The following is a 22,111-nucleotide window of genomic DNA, read 5'->3' on the forward strand; positions in this document are numbered from 1 at the left end:
CCGATGGCACTCAAGCAATACAACCCGACGAGCCCCGCCCGCCGCGGCCTGGTCCTCGTCGACAAGTCGAGCCTGCACAAGGGCAAGCCTGTCAAGGCGCTGACCGAAGGCAAGCACAAGACCGGCGGCCGCAACAACAAGGGTCACGTGACCTCGCGCGGCATCGCCGGCGGCCACAAGCAGAAGTACCGCTACATCGACTTCAAGCGTCGTAAGTGGGATGCGCCGGCAACCGTCGAGCGGCTCGAGTACGATCCCAACCGCACGGCGTTCATCGCCCTCGTCAAGTACGAGGACGGCGAGCTGGCCTACATCCTGGCGCCGCAGCGCCTGGCCGTGGGCGACCAGGTCGTCGCCGGCGAGAAGACCGACGTGAAGCCGGGCAACGCGATGCTCCTATCGCAGATGCCGGTCGGCACGATCTGCCACAACGTCGAGATGAAGCCCGGCAAGGGCGGCCAGATCGCCCGTTCGGCAGGCACCTACGTGCAGGTCGTCGGTCGTGACCGCGGCATGGTCATCGTCCGCCTGAACTCGGGCGAGCAGCGCTACCTGCGCGGCGATTGCATGGGCACGGTGGGTGCGGTGTCGAACCCCGACAACGCCAACCAGACCCTCGCCAAGGCCGGTCGCAAGCGCTGGATGGGCCGTCGCCCGCTTACCCGCGGTGTCGCCAAGAACCCGGTCGATCACCCGCACGGTGGTGGCGAAGGCCGGACCTCGGGTGGTCGTCACCCGGTTACGCCTTGGGGCAAGCCGACCAAGGGTGCTCGCACTCGCCACAACAAGCAGACGGACAAGATGATCATCCGTTCGCGTCACGCCAAGAAGAAGAGGTAAGTCACGATGGCACGTTCCGTCTGGAAAGGCCCCTTCGTCGACCTCTACCTTCTCAAGAAGGCCGAAGTCGCGCAGGATGCCGGCACCCGCGCTGGTCCGATCAAGACCTGGTCGCGTCGCTCCACCATTCTCCCGCAGTTCGTGGGCCTGACGTTCCAGGTCTACAACGGTCACAAGTTCATCCCCGTCGCGGTGAACGAGGACATGGTCGGCCACAAGCTCGGTGAGTTCGCGCCCACCCGCAGCTTCCCCGGCCACGCTGCCGACAAGAAGGGCAAGCGCTGATGAGCAAGCAAGCTGCACCCCGTCGCGTCGGCGACAAGGAGGCTCTGGCCGTCAACACCACGATCCGTGGTTCGGCCCAGAAGCTCAACCTCGTTGCCGGCCTGATCCGCGGCCGCCGCGCCGAGGACGCCATGAACATCCTGGCGTTTTCGAAGAAGGGCATGGCCGACGAGGCTCGCAAGGTTCTCGCTTCGGCGATCGCCAACGCCGAGAACAACCACAACCTGGACGTCGACGCGCTCGTCGTGGCCGAGGCTTCGGTTGGCAAGTCGATCGTCATGAAGCGTTTCCACGCTCGTGGCCGCGGCAAGTCGACCCGGATCCTGAAGCCGTTCTCGCGCCTTCGGATCGTCGTTCGCGAAGTCGAGGAGGCCTGAGCCATGGGTCACAAGTCCAATCCCATCGGTCTGCGCCTGCAGATCAACCGCACCTGGGACAGCCGCTGGTTCGCCGAAGGCGAAGGCTACCGCACGCTGCTTGAGGAAGACCTCAAGATGCGCAAGTTCATCATCGAGACCCTGCCCCAGGCAGCGATCTCCAAGGTGGTGATCGAGCGTCCGGCAAAGCTGTGCCGCGTGTCGATCTATGCCGCCCGTCCGGGCGTCATCATCGGCAAGAAGGGCGCCGACATCGAGAAGCTGCGCAAGCAGCTCGCCGCGATGACCAAGAGCGACGTGAAGCTGAACATCGTCGAGATCCGCAAGCCGGAAGTCGATGCCAAGCTGATCGCCCAGGGCATTGCCGATCAGCTGATCCGCCGTGTCGCGTTCCGCCGCGCCATGAAGCGCGCGATGCAGTCCGCGATGCGCCTTGGCGCAGAGGGCGTGAAGGTGATGTGCTCGGGCCGTCTCGGCGGCGCTGAGATCGCCCGCGTCGAGCAGTACCGCGAAGGTCGCGTGCCGCTTCACACGCTGCGTGCGCACATCGACTACGCCGACGCCGAAGCGCTGACCGCATACGGCATCATCGGCATCAAGGTCTGGGTCTTCAAGGGCGAGATCCTGGGCCACGATCCGACGGCGCAGGAACGCCTGATGATGGAGGCTCAAACCTCCGGCGTCCGCCCTGCCCGTTGATTTGGGCCAGCTGAGCTTAGGATAGAGTTAGCACCATGCTGCAACCGAAAAAGACCAAGTTCCGGAAGGCCTTCAAGGGCCGCATTCACGGACTCGCCAAGGGCGGCACCGATCTGAACTTCGGTTCCTACGGCCTCAAGGCCCTGGAACCGGAGCGGATCACCGCTCGCCAGATCGAAGCGGCTCGCCGCGCGATCACCCGCCATATCAAGCGTCAGGGACGTCTGTGGATCCGCGTGTTCCCCGACGTGCCGGTTTCGAAGAAGCCCGCCGAAGTCCGCCAGGGCAAGGGCAAGGGTGCCAACGAATACTGGGCCGCCCGCGTCAAGCCGGGCCGGATCCTGTTCGAGCTGGACGGCGTTGCCGGTCCCCTCGCCGCCGAGGCCTTCAGCCGCGCCGCGATGAAGCTGCCGATCAAGACCAAGGTTGTCGCTCGCCTCGGCGACACGACCCACCTGGGAGGCGAGTGATGGCCAAGTTCGAAGACCTGTCCACCAAGACCGACGACCAGCTCAAGGATGAGCTGTCCGATCTGAAGCGCGAGCAGTTCAACCTGCGTTTCCAGGCCGCCACGAGCCAGCTCGAGCGTCCGGCCCGGATCAAGGAAGTGCGTCGCGACATCGCCCGGATCAAGACGCTGCAGACGCAGCGCTCTGCCGACGCGGCGAAGTAAGGAGACCAACGATGCCCAAGCGTATCCTGACGGGGACCGTGGTTTCCGACAAGACCGACAAGACCGTGACCGTGCTCGTCGAGCGCAAGGTGAAGCACCCGCTCTACGGGAAGATCATCCGCCGCTCGAAGAAGTACCATGCCCACGACGAAGAGAACGCCTACCAGACCGGTGAGCGCGTTCGCATCGAGGAGACCAAGCCGATCTCCAAGACCAAGTCGTGGAAGGTGCTCGATCGCCTGCAGGCGAGCAAGGGCACCGCGATCGAGGCGAACCTCGACGTGGACAACGCCCGCTAAAGTGGGTATGGGCGCCGATCCCTCGGCGCCCTGCCCTCGTTTTGCAGGTCACGAGAGATTTTTTGGAACTGCCGGACTGGTTCCGGCAAGCCGTTGAGAAGGAACCGGATCGATGATCCAGATGCAATCCAATCTCGACGTCGCGGACAACAGCGGCGCTAAGCGCGTCCAGTGCATCAAGGTGCTGGGTGGCTCTAAGCGTCGTACCGCAGGCGTCGGCGACATCATCGTGGTGTCGATCAAGGAGGCGCAGCCGCGCGCTCGCGTCAAGAAGGGCGACGTTCACCGCGCGGTGATCGTGCGTACCCGCAAGGACGTGCGTCGCGCCGATGGCAGCGTGATCCGCTTCGACAGCAATGCTGCCGTGCTGATCAACAAGAACGAGGAGCCGATCGGCACTCGTATCTTCGGCCCCGTGGTCCGCGAGCTGCGCGGCCGTGGCTTCATGAAGATCATCAGCCTTGCGCCGGAGGTGCTGTAATGGCCGCCGCTAAGATCAAGAAGGGCGACAGCGTCGTCGTTCGCTCGGGCAAGGACAAGGGCCGCACCGGCACCGTGATCCAGGTCATGCCGAAGGATGGCAAGGTCGTGGTCGAGGGCGTCAACGTTATGACCCGTCACCGCAAGCCGAGCCAGACCAACCCGCAGGGCGGCATCGACCGCCTGCCGGCGCCGATGGCGATCAGCAAGGTCGGCCTCGCCGATCCCAAGGACGGCAAGGCGACCCGCGTGCGGTTCGAGACCAAGGACGGCAAGAAGGTCCGCGTGGCCGTGAAGTCCGGAGAGACGATCGATGGCTGACAAGTACACCCCGCGTCTTCGTAGCAAGTACGAGGCCGAGATCGCGAAGGCGATGACCGAGAAGTTCGGTTACAAGAACGTGATGGAAGTCCCCAAGATCGATAAGATCACGCTCAACATGGGCGTGGGCGAGGCGAGCCAGGACAAGAAGAAGGTCCAGACCGCCGCTGCCGAGATGGAGGCGATCGCAGGCCAGAAGCCCGTGATCACCAAGGCTCGTAAGTCGATCGCGCAGTTCAAGCTGCGTGAGGGCATGCCGATCGGTTGCAAGGTGACCCTGCGCCGCGAGCGCATGTACGAGTTCCTCGACCGTCTCGTCACGATCGCGATGCCCCGCATCCGCGACTTCCGTGGCCTGAACCCCAAGTCGTTCGACGGCCGTGGCAACTATGCCATGGGCCTGAAGGAGCAGATCATCTTCCCGGAGATCAGCTACGACAAGATCGACAAGGTGCGTGGCATGGACATCATCGTCACCACCACGGCGAAGACCGACGACGAAGCGCGCGAGCTGCTGCGTTTGTTCGGTTTTCCGTTCCCGGCCCCCGAAGCGGCCGCAGAAGAGAAGCAGGCCGCGTGAGCGGTCTTAGGTAAGAGAGCTTAAGTCCATGGCGAAACTGAGTTCCGTGAACAAGAACGAGCGTCGTAAGAAGCTCGTCAAGAAGTATGCCGGCAAGTACGCCGCCCTCAAGGCGGTTGCCGACGATGAGTCGCTCGACGAGACGGAGCGTCTGATCGCCCGCCTCAAGCTGGCCGAGATCCCGCGCAACGCCAACCCGACCCGGGTTCGCAACCGTTGCGCCACGACCGGCCGTCCGCGCGGCTTCTACCGCAAGTTCGGGATCAACCGTATTGAGATCAGGAACCTTGGCAACAAGGGCATGATCCCCGGTCTGGTCAAGTCGAGCTGGTAAGGATTATCTGAAATGGCTTTGACCGATCCCCTGGGTGATATGCTCACCCGCATCCGTAACGGCCAGCAGGCGAAGAAGGACTCCGTCCTGTCGCCGGCCTCGAAGCTGCGTTCGCGCGTGCTCGAGGTGCTGCAGCGCGAAGGTTACATCCGCGGCTTCAGCGATGACGCCACCGGTGCCCACCCGCAGCTGCGCATTGAGCTGAAGTATTTCGAGGGCGAGCCTGCGATCAAGCACATCGCTCGTGTTTCCAAGCCTGGCCGCCGCGTCTATTCGGGTTCCAAGGAACTGCCGATCGTGCGCAACGGCCTTGGCATCACCATCGTCTCGACGCCGCGCGGCGTGCTCTCGGATGCCGAAGCACGCAGCCAGAACGTCGGCGGCGAAGTGCTCGCGGAGGTCTTCTGATGAGCCGCATCGGCAAGCGTCCGGTTGCCATCCCGAGCGGCGTCACCGCCGACATCAAGGATGGCATCCTCTCGGTGAAGGGCCCCAAGGGCACCCTCACCCTCACCATGCGTGACGAGATCAGCTACACGCTCGACGACGGCGGCATCCTGGTGAAGCCGGCCAACGACACCAAGGAAGCACGGGCTTTCTGGGGCATGCAGCGCACGCTCGTGTCGAACCTGGTCGAAGGCGTCACCACGGGCTTCACCAAGACGCTCGAGATTACCGGTGTCGGCTACCGCGCGAACGCCCAGGGCAAGACCCTGAAGCTGCAGCTCGGCTACTCGCACGACGTCGACATCGCGGTGCCCGAGGGCATCGAGATCAAGACGCCGGACAACACCACGATCGAGATCTCCGGCAACGACAAGCAGAAGGTCGGCCAGATCGCGGCCGAGATCCGCCGCTGGCGCAAGCCCGAGCCTTACAAGGGCAAGGGCATCAAGTACCGTGGCGAGTACATCTTCCGCAAGGAAGGGAAGAAGAAGTAATGGCCAAGCTCAACCTCTTCGATCGCCGCAAGCGCCGCGTCCGCACGTCGCTGCGCGCGCGTTCGGGCAGCCGCCCTCGCCTGTCGGTGCACCGCACCGGTCGTCACATCTACGCGCAGATCATCGACGACGCGCAGGGCCGCACGCTCGCAGCTGCCAACACGCTTGGCGCCAAGGGCACCGACATGGAAGCCGCGACCCGCGTGGGCCAGCAGCTGGCCGAGAAGGCCAAGGCTGCCGGCGTCACCGCTGTCGTGTTCGACCGCGGCGGTTTCCTCTTCCACGGCCGCGTCAAGGCGCTGGCCGAAGCCGCCCGTGAAGGCGGGCTGGAGTTCTGATCATGGCAGACGAGAACAACAACGAGCAGCCCATCGCGGCTGAGGCACCCCAGGGTGTTGACAATGCTCCGGCCGCCGGTGGCGGCTACCAGGGCCAGGGTGGCGGCCGCGGCGGACGTGGTCCGGGCGGCGGCAACCGTGGCCGTGGCGGCAACGACCGTGGCGGTCGTGGCGGCAACGATCGCGGTGGTCGTCGTGACGACCGTCGTGGGCGCGGCGGCGACGATGAAGGTGGCGAGGAGCTGATCGAGAAGCTCGTCCACATTAACCGCGTCTCCAAGACGGTGAAGGGCGGCAAGCGCTTCGGCTTCGCGGCGCTGGTCGTAGTGGGCGACGGCAAGGGCCGCGTCGGCTTCGGTCACTCCAAGGCGCGCGAAGTGCCCGAGGCGATCACCAAGGCGACCGCATCGGCCAAGAAGAAGATGGTTCGCGTTCCGCTCAAGGAAGGCCGCACCCTGCACCACGACGGCAAGGGCCATTTCGGCGCCGGCAAGGTCAACGTGCGCACCGCGCCTGCGGGTACCGGCATCATCGCCGGTGGTCCGATGCGCGCCGTGTTCGAGAGCCTGGGCGTGCACGACGTGGTGACCAAGTCGGTCGGCACCTCCAACCCCTACAACATGATCCGCGCCACGTTCGACGCGCTGACCAACCAGACTTCGCCGAAGTCGGTCGCTCAGCGTCGCGGCAAGAAGGTCGCCGACCTGCTTGGCCGCGGTGGCGCTTCTGAGGTGGAGGCCGAGGCCGCTGCCGAAGCCATCGCGGAGTAATCGATCATGGCTACCATCAAGATCAAGCAGATCGGCTCGCCGATCCGTCGCCCGGAAGCTCAGAGGAAGATTCTGATCGGCCTAGGCCTGGGCAAGATGCATCGCGTCGTCGAGCTCCAGGACACCGCGGAAGTGCGTGGCGCCATCGCCCGCCTGCCGCACATGGTGCAGATCGTCGACTGATCACACGATCCGCCGATGTGAACGAAATAGCCCCGGCCGCAAGGTCGGGGTTTTTTCGTTCAGCTTTATGCTGCCGCAACGGTCCCTATCGCGCGTCCACCCTGATCGACCTGCATGAAAGCGGGAGCCGAACGATATGTGGAAGCTGGGGGCGACTGCTGGCGCTCAAAGGCATCACGCAGGTCAAGGTCTGCTCCTTCCACGAACCCATTGCCACTGGAGAACTGACGCAAGCGCGTCTGGACGGCCGCTGCATGCCGAGCAGCACGCGAGCTGCCAAAGTCCTATTGCCCCGCAGTCGCGACCTTTCTGCGACCTTCCTGCTCCCCGTAGGAGTACGCAGGCGCGACTTCGCGCTTCGTCAGCCTTGGGCCGCTACGGCTTACTTCAGGAAGACTGAGGACGATGACGCATGCCAGAGCGGAATAGCGGGATGCTCGCGCACGGCGAGTGGCTCGACGCCTTGCGCGACCTGTCGCTGTGCTGCGCCGTCAGCGAAGGCGACGAGGCTCAGGATCGCGTGCGCGAGATCAACGCGTTGCTGCTGGTGGCACCGGCCCGGTCACTGATCGATGGACTGCGGCCGATCGGCGTTGCCAGGGTCGAAGCGCTGATCGACGCCGGCGCTTGCGAAACGGCGATCATGACGATGCTGGAGGCAGGTGCGGGATTCCTGCTGTCCCGCGGCAGCGACGGGCAGAGCCTTGCCACCGTCGCTCTTCCCGGCAGTGCGCACGAGGCGTCCGGCGCGGGCGCCTCTCCCACGCTTGCACTGGTCGGCGCCTTGGCCGATGCGCTGGCAAGCACCGCGTCATACGAGCGGACGACGGGACGTCCAAGAGCTCTCGGCCGGCGTCATGCGCTGCATTGAAATCGGGCGAGTTGCGGGTCTTCCCTTGCCCCGGATGGAGCGAGGATACGCAGGCTTGGAAAGCTTGCTTCCTGGGCGGCGTTGGCGAGGAGCGCGTGGCCTTGGAGCATCAAAGCCCCCCCCTCCAAGCTGCGCTAATCCCCGGCGGGACAAGCTTCGCTCTCCTCTCCCCACGAGGGGAGAGGGCAAACGAGAGAGGCTCAGTCTAGCTGCGTCCGGTTGCCGATCAGGCTTGGTGCCCCTCGCCCTTCCATGAACTCCGCCAGATTGCGGTGAAGGTTGATGACCTTCTGCTCCTGATGCGGGTTCGGCAGCGGGCCGCGGAAGCCGGACGACTTCATGCCCTTCTGCACGAACTCCATGTTGGAAAAGTCCTGCGCCAGGACCGCCCCCCAGTTCTCACCGGTGGGTTCGGCATAGACCCACTGCGTCTCCGGCGCCTCGCCCTCGGGGAAGCGCTCCAGCGCATAGCTTTCGAACACGCACTTGTTGGGATCGTCGCCGTAAGGCCGGACGCGATAGCACAGCGCGAAAGTCTCGCCGTGGAGGATGTTCTGATTGGGGAACAGACCCCAGGCGAGGCCGCCTTCCTTCTTGATCTCTGGCGGCACCTCGGGCCAGATCACGCCACGCGCGGCATCGTCCGCCTTTGCCGACTTGATCCAGTGCGCGATGCACTCCTGCGGCGTAGCGGTTTCGGGCAGTTCGTCCTTGAGGCGGCTCGCGGCATTCACCAGCGTCTCCGTCGAGGCGGAGTAGTTCACCGTCTCGTAGTTTTCGCGGATCAACTCGTAGGTGGAGACGCGCGGATCGTCGCCCTTGCCGGCGCGCGTCGTGCCCGCGCTCTCGCTCATCTGGAACTTGGAGTCGCGCGTGTCGTAGCTCGACACCGAGTGCAGGCCATACTGCTTGGACAAGGCGTAATAATCACCATAGGCGAGCAGCTGCGTGTGCGTGCCGGCGACATGGTAGGGTTCCAGGAACGCCTCGATCGCGGTCTTCCAGTTGCACTCGTAGATCGCCCACTGGCGCCACTTGTACTGCATGCCAGCCAGGTCGAAGTGCGACAGGATCTCGCCCGCGCGGCCCATCCAGTCCTTCAGCGAAGGCGCGTCCGGGTCCATGTTGATGTAGATGTAGCCCTGCCAGGTATCGACCTGAACTTCGGAGAGGCAGGTCATCTCGGGCGTCAGCTTGTTGCCCCAGTCCTGAGGGTCGAGGATGTAGGTGTTCTCCCCCTCCAGGTTGAAGGTCCAGCCGTGGAAGCCGCAGATGAAGTTCTTGCGGTTAGAGCCGCGCACGTCGTGAACCGGCGTCTTGTGCGCGCTCGTGGCGCTGGGCAGGAAGTCAGGGACGCTGACGAGCTGGCGGCCGCGGTGCGGGCACACGTTGTGGAACGCCTTGAGCGTACCATCGTCCTTGCGCAGGACGATGATCGACTCCTCGGCCACGTTGTAGGTCAGCCAGTCGCCCGGGTTCGGCAAGTCGCTCTCGCGCTCGACCATCTGCCATATCTTGGGCCAGAGCAGGCGCTTCTCCGCCTCGACATAATCCTTCGAGAGGAACGCCTCGGTCGGGTAGGTGACCAGGCGCTCCGCATCCATGTCCTGCGCGGTGATGTTCGGCACGGCGAACGTCTCGGGCTTGTTCATTGGCATCTCCCATGCAGGCCGCGCAGGCGCTCTTGTGTCGAGCGCTTCTGAACGCGGACAATCCGCTATTCAACACACCTGTTTATTAAGGGTGTTTGAGGGCGATTGCCAGCGAGGATTTCAGCCAAGGGGACGATGGCCTGCCGCACAAGCGCGAAAAGGGCGGGCGACCATGGCCGCCCGCCCTTCCCTGTCACTGCATGATGCGCTCAGAGGGCGATCACACCGCCATCGTCCTTGGTGATCGCGACCACCGCCGAGCGCGGCCGCACCGTCGCGCCGACCGCAGGGTTGCCCTGCGAGTCGGGCCAGTGGCTCGAAGGAGCGGACGGCGTGCCGTCTTCACCCGGGTGCTGGATGCCGACGAACAGCGTCCGGCCATCCGGCGTCGAGTCGATGCCGGTGATCTCGCACTGGCTCGGTCCGACCAGGAAGCGGCGCAGCGTCGCACTGCTCGCCGCCGCGCCGGCGATCGTCGCCTGGGTGGCGGTTGCGCCCGTCGAGTCGCGGTTGGTGATCGTCTTGGCGCCGCCGTCGCCGACGCTGCCGGGGAGAGCCGCCAGCATCTGGTTGTTGGTGCGATCGGTGAAGGCGCCATCGTCGGTCTGGATCCACAGCACGGGCTTTACGCCCCCGGCTGCGTTGCTGGTGCGCGAGAAGAACAGGCCGTCGGGGCTGGAGAAGTCGTTGTCCGCGGTCAGGCCCGAGATGTTCACGTTGGCATCGGCCTGCGCCGAGTCCGCACCGAAGAGGTAGATGTCCCAGCGGAACGTCAGCGACGCGGTATCGTCGCCCGCCTCGCGGATGCGGATGATGTGGCCGTTGGGGTTGCCGAACTGGTTGGTCGGCTGCGGCGGGGTCGCCGGATCGGGCACCGGCGCCGTGGAGCCCTTGGGATCGTTGTAGTGGCGCGGATTGGCGGCATCGGTCCGGTTGAGCGGACGGCTGGCGGCGTTGGTGTTGGTGAGCGTCAGGTAGATCTCACCGGTGTTCGGATTGCCCTCGGTCCATTCCGGCCGGTCCATCGGCGTGGCGCCGAGCGCGTCGGCGGCCAGGCGGGTGTTGATGAGGATGTCGGCCTGATCCACGAACGTGTAGGCCGGCGTGCTGCCCGAAGCCGGACGGGCCGGAACCTGGCCGAACACCAGCGGCAGCCACTGCCCGGTGCCGTCGGCATTGAACTTGGCGACGTAGAGCGTGCCCGCGTCGAAGTACTTGTCTCCCATCGCCAGCCGGTTGGTCGCGCCGGCGTCGGCGGAGGCGTAGGTCGCATTCGAGACGAACTTGTAGAGGTATTCGTTGCGCGCGTCGTCACCCATGTAGACGCCGACCTTCTTGCCCGACACGGCGCGGACGAACGCGCCTTCGTGGCCGAAGCGGCCCAGCGCGGTGCGCTTGCGCGGGGTGGAGGCGGGATCGTACGGATCGATCTCTACCACCCAGCCGAACTGGTTGGGCTCGTTGCGGAAGTCCTGCAGGGCGCTGTCGGCGGTCGCGGTGGCGTTCCACCGGGTGTAGAGCGTGTCGGTCGTCGCTACGAAGGACCAGCGATAGCTGCCGCTCGTGCTGGTGACACCGAAGCGGGCCAGCGACGTGATCTCGCGCGCGGTGCGCTTGCTGGTGGCGGGCGCGATGTCGCCGGCGTCGCGGCGGAAGTAGCCCGCCCAGTTCTCTTCGGCGGTCAGGTTGGTGGCCCAGGGCGTGAAGCCGTTGGCGCAGTTGTTGATGGTGCCGCGACCGCGCGTGCCGTCCGGCGAGTAGACCGTGCGCAGCTGCGCGTTGCCGGCGGCGGGGCCGCTGAACTGCATGACCGTGGCTGGCGTGATGCGGCGATTGAAGCTGCTGGTGGGCACGTAGCTCCACTTGCGCCCGCCGGCATCGACGTATTCGGCGACACTGACGCCATGCGCCATCATCTCCTTCAGCGCCTCGGCTTGCGGCCGCGCGCCGCTGGTCACGTTGGTGGGGCCGTTCGGGTGCAGGTACTGCACGTTCAGGTTCTCGTGGTTCTGGACCATGAGACCGCGCGTGTTGCTGTTGTCGTCGCGCGCACCGGCGCTGCTCAGGCCGAAGAAGTGGAGCGCGTCGCCATGGTCGCCGATGCGCTTGTCGAAGTCACCGTCGGTGCCGTTGTTGGCATAGGCCGAGACGCCGCTGGCGAGAGGGTCGCCCAGGCGCGTCATCACGGTGACGGTGTAGCCGGCCGGCACCGTCACGACGTCGTTGAGGTTCTTGGGCACGGCGGCGAAGCCGAGGACCGCCGGGTTGACGCGCACGGTGCTGCTGGCGGTCGCGGTGCCGCCGCGCTGCGTGGGCGCATTGTAGGTGAACACCAGGTCGGTCGCGGCCGCGACAGCCGGTGCGATGAAGGTGGCGGTGGTCCTGTCCACCGTGGTCAGCGTGACCGAGGGACCGCTGGTCTGGGTCCAGGTGCCCGGGAGGACGTCGGCGGCGGTGGTGGTGGTCAGCGTGACGATGCGGCCGGCGCTGGTCGCCGCGACCGAACCGGGGGTGACCACCGGGCTCTGGTCGACATCGTCGCTGCCGCCGCAAGCCGAGAGCATCGTGGTGCCGAATACGGCCATGCCGGTGGCGCCCAAGCCGCCCATCAGCGTCTTGCGGCGAGAGTAACGTTCGGCTGCAAGGCTCTCGAGCGAGGGAACCAGGCTCGTGTTGGTGTCGACATCACCGTCTGTGTAGCCGGTGATCAAATAGCGGTCGGTCATGGTGTCCCCCTTCGATGGTGATCTCGGGGCGGACTCTTATGGCCGATCCATGACAGGATTGCGCAGTTGGCGTGACAGTTCCGCGTCAGTGGCGCATGCGACGAGGTGAGCGACTATGGCGATGGGTAGACGCCGGCGAGCACCCGGTCGAAGTGTTGCCTGACCATGTGGTTGCAGGTGCAGGCGCGCTGCTCCAGCTGCGACGCGTCCATGATCTCGATGCCGCCGCGGCGCGTGCGGACCAGACCATCGGCCTTGAAACGCTGCACCACCCGGCTGGCATAGCTGCGGCCGATGCCCATCATCGAGGCCAGCTGTTCCTGCGTCATGGTGATGTCGTTGCGCCCGATCCGGTCGATCGCGGCGACCAGCCACTTGGCCGCGCGCTGCTCGATCGTGTGGATGGCGTTACACGCGATCGACTGGAACACCTGCGCCAGGAGGCAGTCGGCATAGCGGGAGAACAACGCGCGCAAGGCGGGTGAGGCCTCCTTGGCGCGGTCGAGATCGCTGGCGAGGATGCGGTAGAATTGGCCGCCCTGCATGACGCTCGAACGCGCGTAGGCCGGTGCGGCGCCCTGGCTGATGATCCCACCCAACGCGCCTTCCCGGCCGACCATCAGCGTCTCCACCGCGACCCCGCTGTCCAGCAGCACGAAGAACGAGGCGATCGCCCCGCCGCGCGGAAAATAGCAGTAATCGACCGTCTCGCCCGGATCGTAGAGGATCTTGCCGGTTTCCAGCCGGACTTCGCTCAATCGAGGGAGCAGCAGCTCTCGATCTTGCGGCCGCAGCGCCTCGAGCAAATCACTGCGTTCCGACATCGGCATCTCCGCAAGGCCACATGGATCGGCCGGGATGAAGGGGATTGGTTCCAGAAACGGCACGCCAGCAACGAAGTTCCGTGCTGTGCATACAAGTGAGCACAGGCATCGCTCTTTGCGTGGTAAAGTCCTGCACCCAAGTGCGCGATCGGCCCGGTTTGGCTCACGGCAGCGCTGCCGCGCCGCGCATTTCATTGGACAATTGCGGCGCTTGACCCCAATGAAGCCGACGGAGATTTAGCCGCTTAACATGCAACCGCTTCTCACCCATCTGCGCGATGCCACCGCGGCTTCGCACGCGTTGCTCGATGCTGCTTTCGGCTCCCTGGAGATGAGCGACCGCGCGGACTACGTGCGCTTCCTCAGTGGCCACGCGATCGGCCTTGCTCCGCTGTTTGGCAATTTCCGGGCGTTCGTCGAGGATGACCTGGGCCTCGCTTGCCCGGACTACCTCGGCATGCTGCACCAGGATCTCGCGGCGCTCGGCATCGATGGTGCGGAGTTGCCCAGGATCGCAGCCGCCGGCGGCCTCACGCACGCGGCCACCGGCTATGTCATCGCGGGCTCGCGGCTCGGACTGACGATGATCCGCCGCCAGGGATACTGGGGCGCCGCGCACGCACTGCCGTCTGCCTACATGGAAGACGAGCGCGGCCTGGCGATCTGGAAGGACGCCGTCGGCTGGCTGAAGCAGCGCGAGCTCGATGATGCACAGGCCGAGCGAAACGCTGCCGTCGCCGCCTTCGACACGTTCCGTGCGGCGTTCGACGCCAGCGCGACGATCAACGCACGCTGAGCGCAATGGCCGACATGGGGCATCAGGTCGATCTCTCGACGTGCGACCTCGAGCCGATCCATATCATCGGCCGGATCCAGAGCTTTGGCTGGCTGATCTCGTTCTCGCACGACTGGATCATCAACCACGTCTCGCTGAACGTCGCGGAGATCTTCGGCACGAAGCCGGACGACATGATCGGGCGCGCCGCGACCGACTTCATCGCGCCCGACGCCTTGCATGACATACGCACCCGCCTCCAGATCCTGGGAACCGCCGACGCGGTGGAGCGAATGTTCAACATCGATCTGATCCAAGGCTCGCGCAGCTTCGACGTGGCGCTTCATGCCTCGGGCCAGTCGTTCGTGCTGGAGATTGAGGAAACCGAAGCCGGCCGCCGCCGCGACTACGTCAATTACGTAAGGCCGATGATAGACCGCCTGCGCAAGTCGGCGACGACCGAGCAGCTATGCGCCAGCGCCGCGCGGCACTTGCGCGGGCTGACCGCCTTCGACCGCGTGATGATCTACCGCTTCGAAGGATCGGGCGCGGGTGAGGTCATCGCCGAGAGCCTGAACGGATCGGTCGACAGCTTCCGCGGCCTGCACTTTCCGGCCTCGGACATCCCGGCACAGGCGCGGCGGCTCTATGCGCGCAATATCCTGCGCATCATCTCGGACGTCGACGATCCGACGGTTCCGATCATTCCCGCCACCAACCCCAACGGCGATCCGCTCGACCTGTCGATGAGCGGGCTGCGCGCGGTTTCGCCGATCCACATCGAGTACCTGCGCAACATGGGCGTGAAGGCATCCATGTCCGTGTCGATCATGCGCCGTGGCAAGCTCTGGGGGCTGATGGCGTGCCACCACTATGCGCCGCTGCGCCTGTCGTACTCCGTGCGGACGGCAGCCGAGCTGTTCGGCGAGTTCTTCTCCTACCTTCTCGATCAGAAGGAGAGCGACACCGCCCTTGAAAAACGTGGCGCATCGATGCGCCTGCACGACGAGATCATGGCTCGCGTGGCCGGCGGCGACACGCTCCTCAACGCGTTCGAGGATTTCGCCGAGTCCATCGGCAAGGTGATCCCCTTCGATGGCGTGGTCGGTTGGGTCGATGGCCAGTTCATGGCACGTGGCGCCACTCCAACCGAGGCGGAGTTTGCCGGGCTCGCCCGGTTCCTCAACACCGCAGGTGCGCGCACGGTCTGGTCGAACGACAACCTTGCGCGGGTCTACGAGCCGGCCAAGGCCTTCGCCGATCGCGTCGCCGGCATCCTCGCGCTCCCGGTCTCGCGCACCCCGCGCGACTATATCGCGCTGTTCCGCAAAGAGCAGCTGAAGGAAGTTTCGTGGGCGGGCAACCCGGAGAAGACGATAGAGCTCGGACCCAATGGCCCGAGGCTGACCCCACGCAAGAGCTTCGAGCTGTGGAAGGAAGAGCGCCGCGGTTTCGCACGGGCATGGACCCCGGACGAGATCGCGGCGGCGGAGTCGCTGCGGATCACACTGCTCGAAGTGGTCCTACGCCTCGCGGATTCGGCGCATCTGGAGCGTGAGCAGGCGAACAAGCAGCAGGACATGCTCATCGCCGAATTGAACCACCGCGTGCGCAACATCCTCAACCTCATCCGCGGGCTGGTCACGCAGTCCAAAGAGGGCGCCGAGACGATCGACCAGTTCGCCGAGATCATCGGCAGCCGCATCCACGCCCTCGCTCGCGCGCACGATCAGGTGACGCAGACCGACTGGTCGCCGTCCTCGCTCTACAATCTCATTCGCACCGAAGCGGCCGCATACGCCAGCGACAGTGCCGACCGCGTGCGCATCGACGGGCCGGACGCGATGATCGCGCCCGCCGCCTTCACCACGCTCGCGCTCGTGATCCACGAGATGATGACGAATTCGTGCAAGTACGGCGCCCTGTCCGATACGCCTGGGAGGGTGGTCATCACCATCAGCCCGGGCGACGACCGATCGCTCGAAATCGACTGGCATGAAATGGACGGCCCGCCGGTCGAGGCACCCACACGGCGCGGGTTCGGCTCGACGATCATCGAACGCACGATCCCGCATGAGCTCGGCGGGGCCGCCACGGTGGACTATCCGCCCGAAGGCTTGCGCGCCGTGTTCCTGATTCCGACCGAACACATCGCCACATACGATACGCCGATGCCCTCGCCCGACGAGCCGCCCGCCACCACCGGCGACGTGCGCGAGAGCGCGCCAGAACTCTTCTCGGCATGCGCGCTGATCGTCGAGGACAACGTCATCATCGCCATGGAGGCCGAGGACGTGCTGCGCACGCTGGGCTTCCAGGATTGCCAGATCGTCGGTTCGGTCCACGCCGCCTTAACACTGCTCGACACCGCTACGGTCAGCTTCGCCATGCTCGACGTGAACCTCGGCAAGGAGACCAGCGAGGAGGTTGCCGCGGTACTCCACCAGCGCGGCGTGCCGTTCATCTTCGCCAGCGGCTATGGTGACCGTTCGCTCGCCACATCGCGGTTCGAGGGCGTGCCCGTGATTACGAAGCCCTATACCGAGCGCGATATCCGGTCCGCCATCGCCAGGCTGCAGGCCCACTGACGCACGTGCGGCGGCGCTAGGCCTTCAGCTCCTCCAGGAAGTCGATCAGTCCCCGCTCCTCGCTCGTCAGCCATTGCGTCGTACGCGGTAGCTTGTCGGGGATCGTCGGTGCACCCTCGCCACCTTTCGCAGCGGCGACCACGGCAGGATGCACGTAAGACTTGCGCGCGATCGTTGGCGTGTTGCCGAGCCGCTCCGACACATCGGTCATCAGGTTCTTGAGCGAAATCCCGGGTTCCTCGACGAGGCGGCCGAATGCGAACGAACTTGCAGCCCAGGTGCGGAAGTGCTTGGCGGTGAAGGCATCGCCCATGGTCTCTTGGATATATTCGTTCACATCATGGCTGTGCACCGGAGTCGGCGCACCATCGTCGTCGAGATACTGGAACAGGTGCTGGCCAGGCAGGTCCTGCATGATCCGCACGCAACGCACCAGTTTCTTGTCGTCGCAATCGATCTCATGCATCTTGCCCGACTTACCGCGGAAGCGCAGCCGCAGCATGCCACGGTCGATCCTGGCATGCCGGTTGCGCAGCGTAGTGGCACCGAAGCTCTTGTTCTCCTTGGCATATTGCTCGTTACCGACGCGAATGGCGCCCGTATCCAGCAGCGCCACGATCGTCGCGATCGCTCGCTCGCGGGTCAGCTTGCGCGAGGCGATATCCTCGGCCACGCGCTTGCGGATAGCAGGCAGCTTGCGTGCGAACTGCGAGCACAAGTCGAACTTGGCGGCATCACGCTCCTCGCGCCAGTTCGGATGGTAGCGGTACTGCCTGCGGCCCCGTGCGTCGTACCCGATTGCGAGGAGGTGCGCGTCGGGGTCCGGGCAGTACCAGCAGTTCTCGTAGGCAGGCGGCAAGGCGATCCGGTTCAACCGGTCGATCTCTTCGCGATCGGTGATGCGCTTGCCCTCGGGTGTGAAGTACCCCCACTTGTCGCCACGGACCTTGCGCCGCGTGATGCCGGGTTCGGTATGATCGACGAAGCGCAACTGGGGCATGTCTTGCGTTTAACTTTCTGAGTTTCCGCCTCAACGCACGAGCCACCGCGAAGTTTTCGCATGGGCTCAGGAGTGCTGCACCAAAGGGCACTCGCACCTGCCTCCATGCGAACATACATGGAACGTATGGCCCGTATGTCTCTCAAGGATAAGCTCGAAGTCCTGGCTGACGCGGCAAAGTACGATGCATCGTGCGCGTCGTCGGGCACGTCCAAGCGCGACAGCAGCAAGGGCGGCATTGGCTCGACCGAAGGCATGGGCATCTGCCACGCCTACGCGCCCGATGGCCGCTGCATATCGCTGCTCAAGATCCTTTTGACCAATTACTGCCAGTTCGATTGCCACTACTGCATCAATCGAAAAAGCTCTTCGGTGCGGCGGGCGGCGTTCACCGTGCAGGAAGTGGTGGATCTCACCATCGGCTTCTACCGGCGCAATTACATCGAGGGCCTGTTCCTCTCTTCGGGTATCATCCGCAGCCCCGATCACACGATGGAGCAGCTAGTCGAAGTCGCGCGCAAGTTGCGCGAAGAGCATGGCTTCAAGGGATACATTCACCTCAAGACCATTCCCGATGCCGATCCGGAGATCGTCGCGCAGGCAGGTCTCTGGGCCGATCGGGTGTCGATCAACATCGAGCTGCCCACCAGCGGTGCGCTCACCCGTCTGGCTCCCGACAAGTCGGAACAGCGCATCACCAGTACCATGGGCGACATGAAGAACGCGATCGTCGAGGCGAAGGACGCATCGCGCAAGTTCAAGTCGGCGCCTCGTTTCGCTCCGGCCGGGCAGTCGACCCAGATGATCGTCGGGGCCGACGCCGCGACCGACGTGCAGATCATCGATCGCGCCTCGTCGCTCTATCGGGGCTACGGCATGCGGCGGGTCTACTACTCCGCCTTCTCGCCCATCCCAGATGCCAGCGCCGTGCTGCCGCTGATGCGCCCGCCGCTGATGCGCGAGCATCGTCTGTACCAGTCGGACTGGCTTCTGCGCTTCTACGGCTACGAACCATTCGACATCCGCGATGCCTCCGACGGAGGCATGCTGCCGCTGGACATTGATCCGAAACTCGCCTGGGCGCTGAAGTTCCGCGATGCTTTTCCGGTCGACGTGAATCGAGCCGAGCGCGAGCGGCTGCTCCGCGTGCCGGGCCTGGGCGTCAAGGCGGTCAAGACGATCCTCGCCACTCGTCGCTATCGCAAGCTGCGGCTCGACGACGTCGCAAGGCTCACGCAGTCGATCGCGAAGGTGCGGCCCTTCATCGTTACCCTGGACTGGCGTCCCACCGTGCTTACCGATCGCAGCGATCTGCGCAGGCTGCTCGCCCCTGCGCAGGAGCAGCTGGAGCTTTTCGCGGCCTGAGAATCGTTCGCGGGAGAAACAGTTCGGCCCGGCGGTCCGTTGTCCCGACAACAAGGAGACGCACTATGGCCGACGCACGTATTTTCCAGGATCTGAAAGCCGACCACGACCGGCATCGCGCTATGCTCGCAGCGCTGGGCGACGCACCCACTCAGAAGCGCTCCGATTTGTTCGAGGAGCTGCGGGTCGAACTGCAGGCGCATGCGGCGGCCGAGGAAGAGTCGCTCTATGCCACCATGCTGGCCGTGCCCGACCTGCGCGACGATGCGCGCCACTCGGTGTCCGAGCACAAGGAAGTGGACGACTACCTCGGCGAAATGGTGAAGCTCGACCCCGCCTCGGCGGAGTGGACGGAAACGTTCGAGAAGATGCGCCACCGCTACCTCCACCACATCGATGAGGAGGAAGAGGACATGTTCCCCGAAGCCTCCAAGAAGCTGAACGAAATGGACGAGGCGCGGCTCGCCAACATCTTCGAGGACCGCAAGCCCAAGGAGCTCGAGCTGGCGGAGGAAGAGAAGCCGGGTGACGAGCGCGATTGATCCGCTCACCCAGGACACGATGCGCGCGCCCCCCGCGCGCGTCGTGCGCCTGGATGGTGAGGATGACTGGGACGGCTGGCGCGATGCCGCCCGCCGCTTCCTCGCTGCTCGCGTAGAGCCGGAACGCATCGTCTGGCACGCGGGGGAAAGCGCCGACGACCTCTTCGCCGATGGCGACGACACGCTTCCCCCCGAGCCGCAGCTCGAGATGCGCGTACCGCGGCACTTTCCACAACTGGCACAGAGTGCGCTGCTCCACTCCGACCCTGAGCGGTTAGCGCTGCTTTACCGACTGCTGTGGCAGATCACGGAGCATCCCGGGCTGCTGTCGGACCAGGCCGACCCCTTGGTGCGACGCGTCGAACTGATGGCCAAGGCCGTCCGCCGCGACATTCACAAGATGCATGCGTTCGTGCGCTTTCGTGAAGTCGAGACCCCAGCAGTCGATGACGGCGCACCGACCTCACGCTTCGTCGCCTGGTTCGAGCCTGAGCACCACATCGTGCGCGCCACCGCCGGCTTCTTCGTGCGGCGGTTTGCGCAGATGGCCTGGTCGATCCTCACGCCCGAACTGTGCATCCATTGGGACGGGAAGGTCCTGACCGAGAGCCCCGGCGCCGACCGGTCGCAAGCTCCGCGCGAGGATGCTTTGGAAGAGATGTGGAAGGCGTACTACGCCTCCATCTTCAACCCCGCGCGGCTCAAGATCGGCGCGATGACGCGCGAGATGCCGCGCAAGTATTGGAAGAACCTGCCGGAGGCGCAGCTGATCGCTCCCCTGATCGCCGGCGCGCAGGCCCGTGAGGCACACATGGTCGCACAACAGGTCGCTCCCGCCGAGCGCGCTGGTACATTGCATGCTCTTGCCGAGGAGGCACAAGGCTGCCGCCGCTGTCCGCTTTGGAAGGGCACCAACGGCTGCGTCTTCGGCGAGGGGCCGGGCGATGCCCGCCTGATGATCGTAGGCGAGCAGCCGGGCGACGAAGAGGACAAGGCCCATCGCCCGTTCGTCGGGCCGGCAGGTGGGGTGCTCGATCGCGCACTGGACGAGGCCGGGATCGATCGCGGAGAGGTGTACCTGACCAATGCGGTCAAGCACTTCAAGTATGTCATGCGCGGCAAGCGCCGGCTCCACCAGAAGCCCGACGCGCCGGAGATCGATGCGTGCCGCTGGTGGCTTGACCAGGAGATCGGCCTGGTGCGGCCGCGCGCGACCGTAATGCTGGGCGCGACCGCGGTTCGCGGCGTGACCGGGAAGACGGCGATGATCGGCAAGGCGCGCGGTACGCCCATGCCGCTTGCGCAGGGCGTGGGGATCGTCACGTGGCATCCCTCCTACATCCTGCGCCTGCCCGAGCGCGATGCGGCCGATCGTGCCTATGCGGGCCTTGTCGAGGATTTGCGTCTTGCCGCCGAACAGGCAAGCACCGGCTAACATGGTTCCAGACCGCCCGCGCGGGCAGGGAACGTGGGCACCTGCCTTGCGTTAATCGCCTTGAAGTTGCGAACAGTCGTGAGGAGACAGACGATGGACAAAGACACGCGCGAGACGTTCTGGAAGGCCTTCGAAGACAGCCCGTTCATTATGATGCGGCTCGAAGGTTCGAGCGAGCATGCCGAACCGATGACCGCGCAGCTCGACCGCGACGCGCATCATGCCATCTGGTTCTTCCTCAAGCGTGACAACCGTATCGCGGCCGGCGGCGAAGCCATGGGCCAAGTCGCGACCAAGGGCCACGACGTGTTCGCCTGCATCTCAGGCGTGCTTGTCGAGGAGAACGACCAGTCCATCCGCGAGAAGCAGTGGAACACCGTCGTCGAAAGCTGGTTTCCGAACGGAAAGACCGATCCCGAAGTGCTGATGCTGCGGTTCGACATCAAGGATTCGGAAGTCTGGACTGCCGACATGTCGATCAAAGGCAAGTTCAAGATGTTGACTGGCATTCCGGTAAAGCCGAGCGAAGCTGGCGAACACGCCACTGGTCCGGTCTGAAACGACAAGGCGCTCGCACATGCGAGCGCCTTGAAGCTATGTTGGGTTGACCAAACTGTCCTGCGCTATCGGGGGACCTCGTCATCAAGCTCGTGATGTTTGTTGATCTGTCGCGGAGCTCAGCATGCTTGCCGGACATGAGTATGCCCATCAACGGCTACACCTAGCGGCTTTTTATGCAGTCGTTTGGTGGCTGCGAATTCGGTCCGCTACGTCATCGCCAATTTAGAGCATTTTCGGTTTAGTCGAATGCATACCCGGAGTTCTGGAGATAGTTTAGGCACTCTTCTGGGCTGAAGGCATCGAGCGAGGTGCCGATGGTGGTCCAGAGCGCGTCTCTTGTTCTCGCGGCGGCCTTTCGCAGGAGGGCCTTGAGCTTGGAAAAAGCTTGTTCGATCGGGTTTAGGTCCGGGCTGTATGGTGGCAGGTAGAGGACGCTTGCGCCCGCAGCTGCAATCGCTTCACGAATGCCGGCGACCTTGTGGGCTGCGAGATTGTCCATCACGACCACGTCGCCTCGCGAAAGCACCGGCGCAAGGAACTGCTCGACGTAGGCGCGCAACGCCTCTCCCGTCATTGGGCCGTCAAGCACCAGCGGTGCGACAATGCCGGTCGAGCGCAGGCCGGCCAGGAAGGTGGTGGTCTTCCAATGCCC

General features: G+C 64.8%; 28 protein-coding genes. 23 read left to right on the forward strand and 5 right to left on the reverse strand.

Annotated features, from left to right (window positions below; translation table 11 throughout):
* The first annotated feature begins 3 nt into the window (after window positions 1-3).
* From rplB to HNO88_RS16235, 17 genes are all read left to right on the forward strand, one after another.
* Window positions 4-840 carry a 50S ribosomal protein L2 gene (rplB, locus tag HNO88_RS16155; protein ID WP_184247811.1) on the forward strand — a complete coding sequence of 279 codons (837 nt, stop codon included), beginning with the start codon at window positions 4-6 and terminating at the stop codon, window positions 838-840.
* Between the two features lie 6 nt (window positions 841-846).
* Complete coding sequence (gene rpsS / locus HNO88_RS16160) at window positions 847-1,125, forward strand: 30S ribosomal protein S19 (RefSeq protein ID WP_058737548.1); 279 nt, start codon at window positions 847-849, stop codon at window positions 1,123-1,125.
* A complete protein-coding gene (gene rplV, locus HNO88_RS16165) occupies window positions 1,125-1,502 on the forward strand; it encodes a 50S ribosomal protein L22 (protein WP_159870531.1) in 378 nt (125 codons plus the stop codon). The genes rpsS and rplV overlap by 1 nt, the downstream gene beginning before the upstream one ends.
* A 3-nt stretch (window positions 1,503-1,505) precedes the next feature.
* Entirely contained in the window at window positions 1,506-2,201 is a 696-nt protein-coding gene (rpsC, locus tag HNO88_RS16170) for a 30S ribosomal protein S3 (RefSeq protein ID WP_184247814.1), read from the forward strand.
* A 35-nt stretch (window positions 2,202-2,236) separates the two neighbouring features.
* On the forward strand, window positions 2,237-2,671 hold the full coding sequence (rplP, locus tag HNO88_RS16175) for a 50S ribosomal protein L16 (protein WP_159870537.1): 435 nt from the start codon (window positions 2,237-2,239) through the stop codon (window positions 2,669-2,671).
* Window positions 2,671-2,874, forward strand: a complete 204-nt coding sequence (gene rpmC / locus HNO88_RS16180; RefSeq protein ID WP_184247817.1) for a 50S ribosomal protein L29 — start codon at window positions 2,671-2,673, stop codon at window positions 2,872-2,874. Before rplP ends, rpmC begins: the two co-directional genes overlap by 1 nt.
* A gap of 11 nt (window positions 2,875-2,885) precedes the next feature.
* Entirely contained in the window at window positions 2,886-3,173 is a 288-nt protein-coding gene (rpsQ, locus tag HNO88_RS16185) for a 30S ribosomal protein S17 (protein ID WP_159870543.1), read from the forward strand.
* Window positions 3,174-3,285: 112 nt separating this feature from the next.
* Window positions 3,286-3,654: a 50S ribosomal protein L14 gene (rplN, locus tag HNO88_RS16190; protein ID WP_159870546.1), complete on the forward strand. Its 369-nt coding sequence runs from the start codon at window positions 3,286-3,288 to the stop codon at window positions 3,652-3,654.
* Window positions 3,654-3,974, forward strand: a complete 321-nt coding sequence (gene rplX / locus HNO88_RS16195) for a 50S ribosomal protein L24 (protein ID WP_184247820.1) — start codon at window positions 3,654-3,656, stop codon at window positions 3,972-3,974. The genes rplN and rplX overlap by 1 nt, the downstream gene beginning before the upstream one ends.
* Entirely contained in the window at window positions 3,967-4,554 is a 588-nt protein-coding gene (gene rplE, locus HNO88_RS16200; RefSeq protein WP_184247823.1) for a 50S ribosomal protein L5, read from the forward strand. Before rplX ends, rplE begins: the two co-directional genes overlap by 8 nt.
* Window positions 4,555-4,582: 28 nt before the next feature.
* Window positions 4,583-4,888, forward strand: a complete 306-nt coding sequence (gene rpsN, locus HNO88_RS16205) for a 30S ribosomal protein S14 (RefSeq protein WP_184247826.1) — start codon at window positions 4,583-4,585, stop codon at window positions 4,886-4,888.
* Window positions 4,889-4,900: 12 nt separating this feature from the next.
* Window positions 4,901-5,296 carry a 30S ribosomal protein S8 gene (gene rpsH, locus HNO88_RS16210; protein WP_159870558.1) on the forward strand — a complete coding sequence of 132 codons (396 nt, stop codon included), beginning with the start codon at window positions 4,901-4,903 and terminating at the stop codon, window positions 5,294-5,296.
* Window positions 5,296-5,829 carry a 50S ribosomal protein L6 gene (gene rplF, locus HNO88_RS16215; protein WP_184247829.1) on the forward strand — a complete coding sequence of 178 codons (534 nt, stop codon included), beginning with the start codon at window positions 5,296-5,298 and terminating at the stop codon, window positions 5,827-5,829. The genes rpsH and rplF overlap by 1 nt, the downstream gene beginning before the upstream one ends.
* Window positions 5,829-6,167, forward strand: coding sequence for a 50S ribosomal protein L18 (gene rplR, locus HNO88_RS16220; protein ID WP_159870564.1), 339 nt, complete (start codon window positions 5,829-5,831; stop codon window positions 6,165-6,167). The genes rplF and rplR overlap by 1 nt, the downstream gene beginning before the upstream one ends.
* A gap of 2 nt (window positions 6,168-6,169) precedes the next feature.
* Entirely contained in the window at window positions 6,170-6,937 is a 768-nt protein-coding gene (gene rpsE, locus HNO88_RS16225; RefSeq protein ID WP_184247832.1) for a 30S ribosomal protein S5, read from the forward strand.
* Between the two features lie 6 nt (window positions 6,938-6,943).
* On the forward strand, window positions 6,944-7,120 hold the full coding sequence (gene rpmD / locus HNO88_RS16230) for a 50S ribosomal protein L30 (protein WP_184247835.1): 177 nt from the start codon (window positions 6,944-6,946) through the stop codon (window positions 7,118-7,120).
* A 412-nt stretch (window positions 7,121-7,532) separates the two neighbouring features.
* On the forward strand, window positions 7,533-7,991 hold the full coding sequence (locus tag HNO88_RS16235; protein WP_184247838.1) for a hypothetical protein: 459 nt from the start codon (window positions 7,533-7,535) through the stop codon (window positions 7,989-7,991).
* A gap of 200 nt (window positions 7,992-8,191) precedes the next feature.
* Here the strand turns inward: HNO88_RS16235 and HNO88_RS16240 are convergent, their stop codons facing one another.
* From HNO88_RS16240 to HNO88_RS16250, 3 genes are all read right to left on the reverse strand, one after another.
* The gene (locus HNO88_RS16240) at window positions 8,192-9,643 is read right to left on the reverse strand and encodes an aromatic ring-hydroxylating oxygenase subunit alpha (protein ID WP_184247841.1); all 1,452 of its coding nucleotides are present in this window, start codon (window positions 9,641-9,643) and stop codon (window positions 8,192-8,194) included.
* 209 nt (window positions 9,644-9,852) lie between these two features.
* Window positions 9,853-12,369: a PhoX family protein gene (locus HNO88_RS16245; protein WP_184247845.1), complete on the reverse strand. Its 2,517-nt coding sequence runs from the start codon at window positions 12,367-12,369 to the stop codon at window positions 9,853-9,855.
* Window positions 12,370-12,482: 113 nt separating this feature from the next.
* Window positions 12,483-13,193 carry a Crp/Fnr family transcriptional regulator gene (locus tag HNO88_RS16250; RefSeq protein WP_246381884.1) on the reverse strand — a complete coding sequence of 237 codons (711 nt, stop codon included), beginning with the start codon at window positions 13,191-13,193 and terminating at the stop codon, window positions 12,483-12,485.
* 250 nt (window positions 13,194-13,443) lie between these two features.
* Here HNO88_RS16250 and HNO88_RS16255 point away from each other — a divergent pair, with 250 nt between their 5' ends.
* Both HNO88_RS16255 and HNO88_RS16260 read left to right on the forward strand, forming a co-directional pair.
* Window positions 13,444-13,989, forward strand: a complete 546-nt coding sequence (locus HNO88_RS16255) for a biliverdin-producing heme oxygenase (RefSeq protein ID WP_184247848.1) — start codon at window positions 13,444-13,446, stop codon at window positions 13,987-13,989.
* A gap of 5 nt (window positions 13,990-13,994) precedes the next feature.
* Window positions 13,995-16,556: an HWE histidine kinase domain-containing protein gene (locus HNO88_RS16260; protein WP_184247851.1), complete on the forward strand. Its 2,562-nt coding sequence runs from the start codon at window positions 13,995-13,997 to the stop codon at window positions 16,554-16,556.
* A gap of 16 nt (window positions 16,557-16,572) precedes the next feature.
* Here HNO88_RS16260 and HNO88_RS16265 read toward each other — a convergent pair whose 3' ends face one another.
* Complete coding sequence (locus HNO88_RS16265; protein ID WP_184247854.1) at window positions 16,573-17,556, reverse strand: DNA topoisomerase IB; 984 nt, start codon at window positions 17,554-17,556, stop codon at window positions 16,573-16,575.
* 126 nt (window positions 17,557-17,682) lie between these two features.
* Between HNO88_RS16265 and HNO88_RS16270 the strand changes: the two genes are divergently transcribed.
* The 4 genes from HNO88_RS16270 (at window position 17,683) to HNO88_RS16285 (ending at window position 21,456) form a co-directional block, all read left to right on the forward strand.
* Window positions 17,683-18,921: a putative DNA modification/repair radical SAM protein gene (locus HNO88_RS16270; protein WP_184247901.1), complete on the forward strand. Its 1,239-nt coding sequence runs from the start codon at window positions 17,683-17,685 to the stop codon at window positions 18,919-18,921.
* A 65-nt stretch (window positions 18,922-18,986) separates the two neighbouring features.
* Complete coding sequence (locus HNO88_RS16275; protein ID WP_184247857.1) at window positions 18,987-19,463, forward strand: hemerythrin domain-containing protein; 477 nt, start codon at window positions 18,987-18,989, stop codon at window positions 19,461-19,463.
* Between the two features lie 19 nt (window positions 19,464-19,482).
* Entirely contained in the window at window positions 19,483-20,898 is a 1,416-nt protein-coding gene (locus tag HNO88_RS16280; RefSeq protein ID WP_184247904.1) for a UdgX family uracil-DNA binding protein, read from the forward strand.
* A 93-nt stretch (window positions 20,899-20,991) separates the two neighbouring features.
* A complete protein-coding gene (locus HNO88_RS16285) occupies window positions 20,992-21,456 on the forward strand; it encodes a pyridoxamine 5'-phosphate oxidase family protein (protein ID WP_184247860.1) in 465 nt (154 codons plus the stop codon).
* A gap of 241 nt (window positions 21,457-21,697) precedes the next feature.
* Here HNO88_RS16285 and HNO88_RS16290 read toward each other — a convergent pair.
* On the reverse strand, window positions 21,698-22,111 hold a 414-nt coding region (locus HNO88_RS16290), incomplete at its 5' end, for an IS630 family transposase (RefSeq protein ID WP_184247863.1).

Source organism: Novosphingobium chloroacetimidivorans (genome assembly GCF_014204535.1).
Taxonomy (GTDB): domain Bacteria; phylum Pseudomonadota; class Alphaproteobacteria; order Sphingomonadales; family Sphingomonadaceae; genus Novosphingobium; species Novosphingobium chloroacetimidivorans.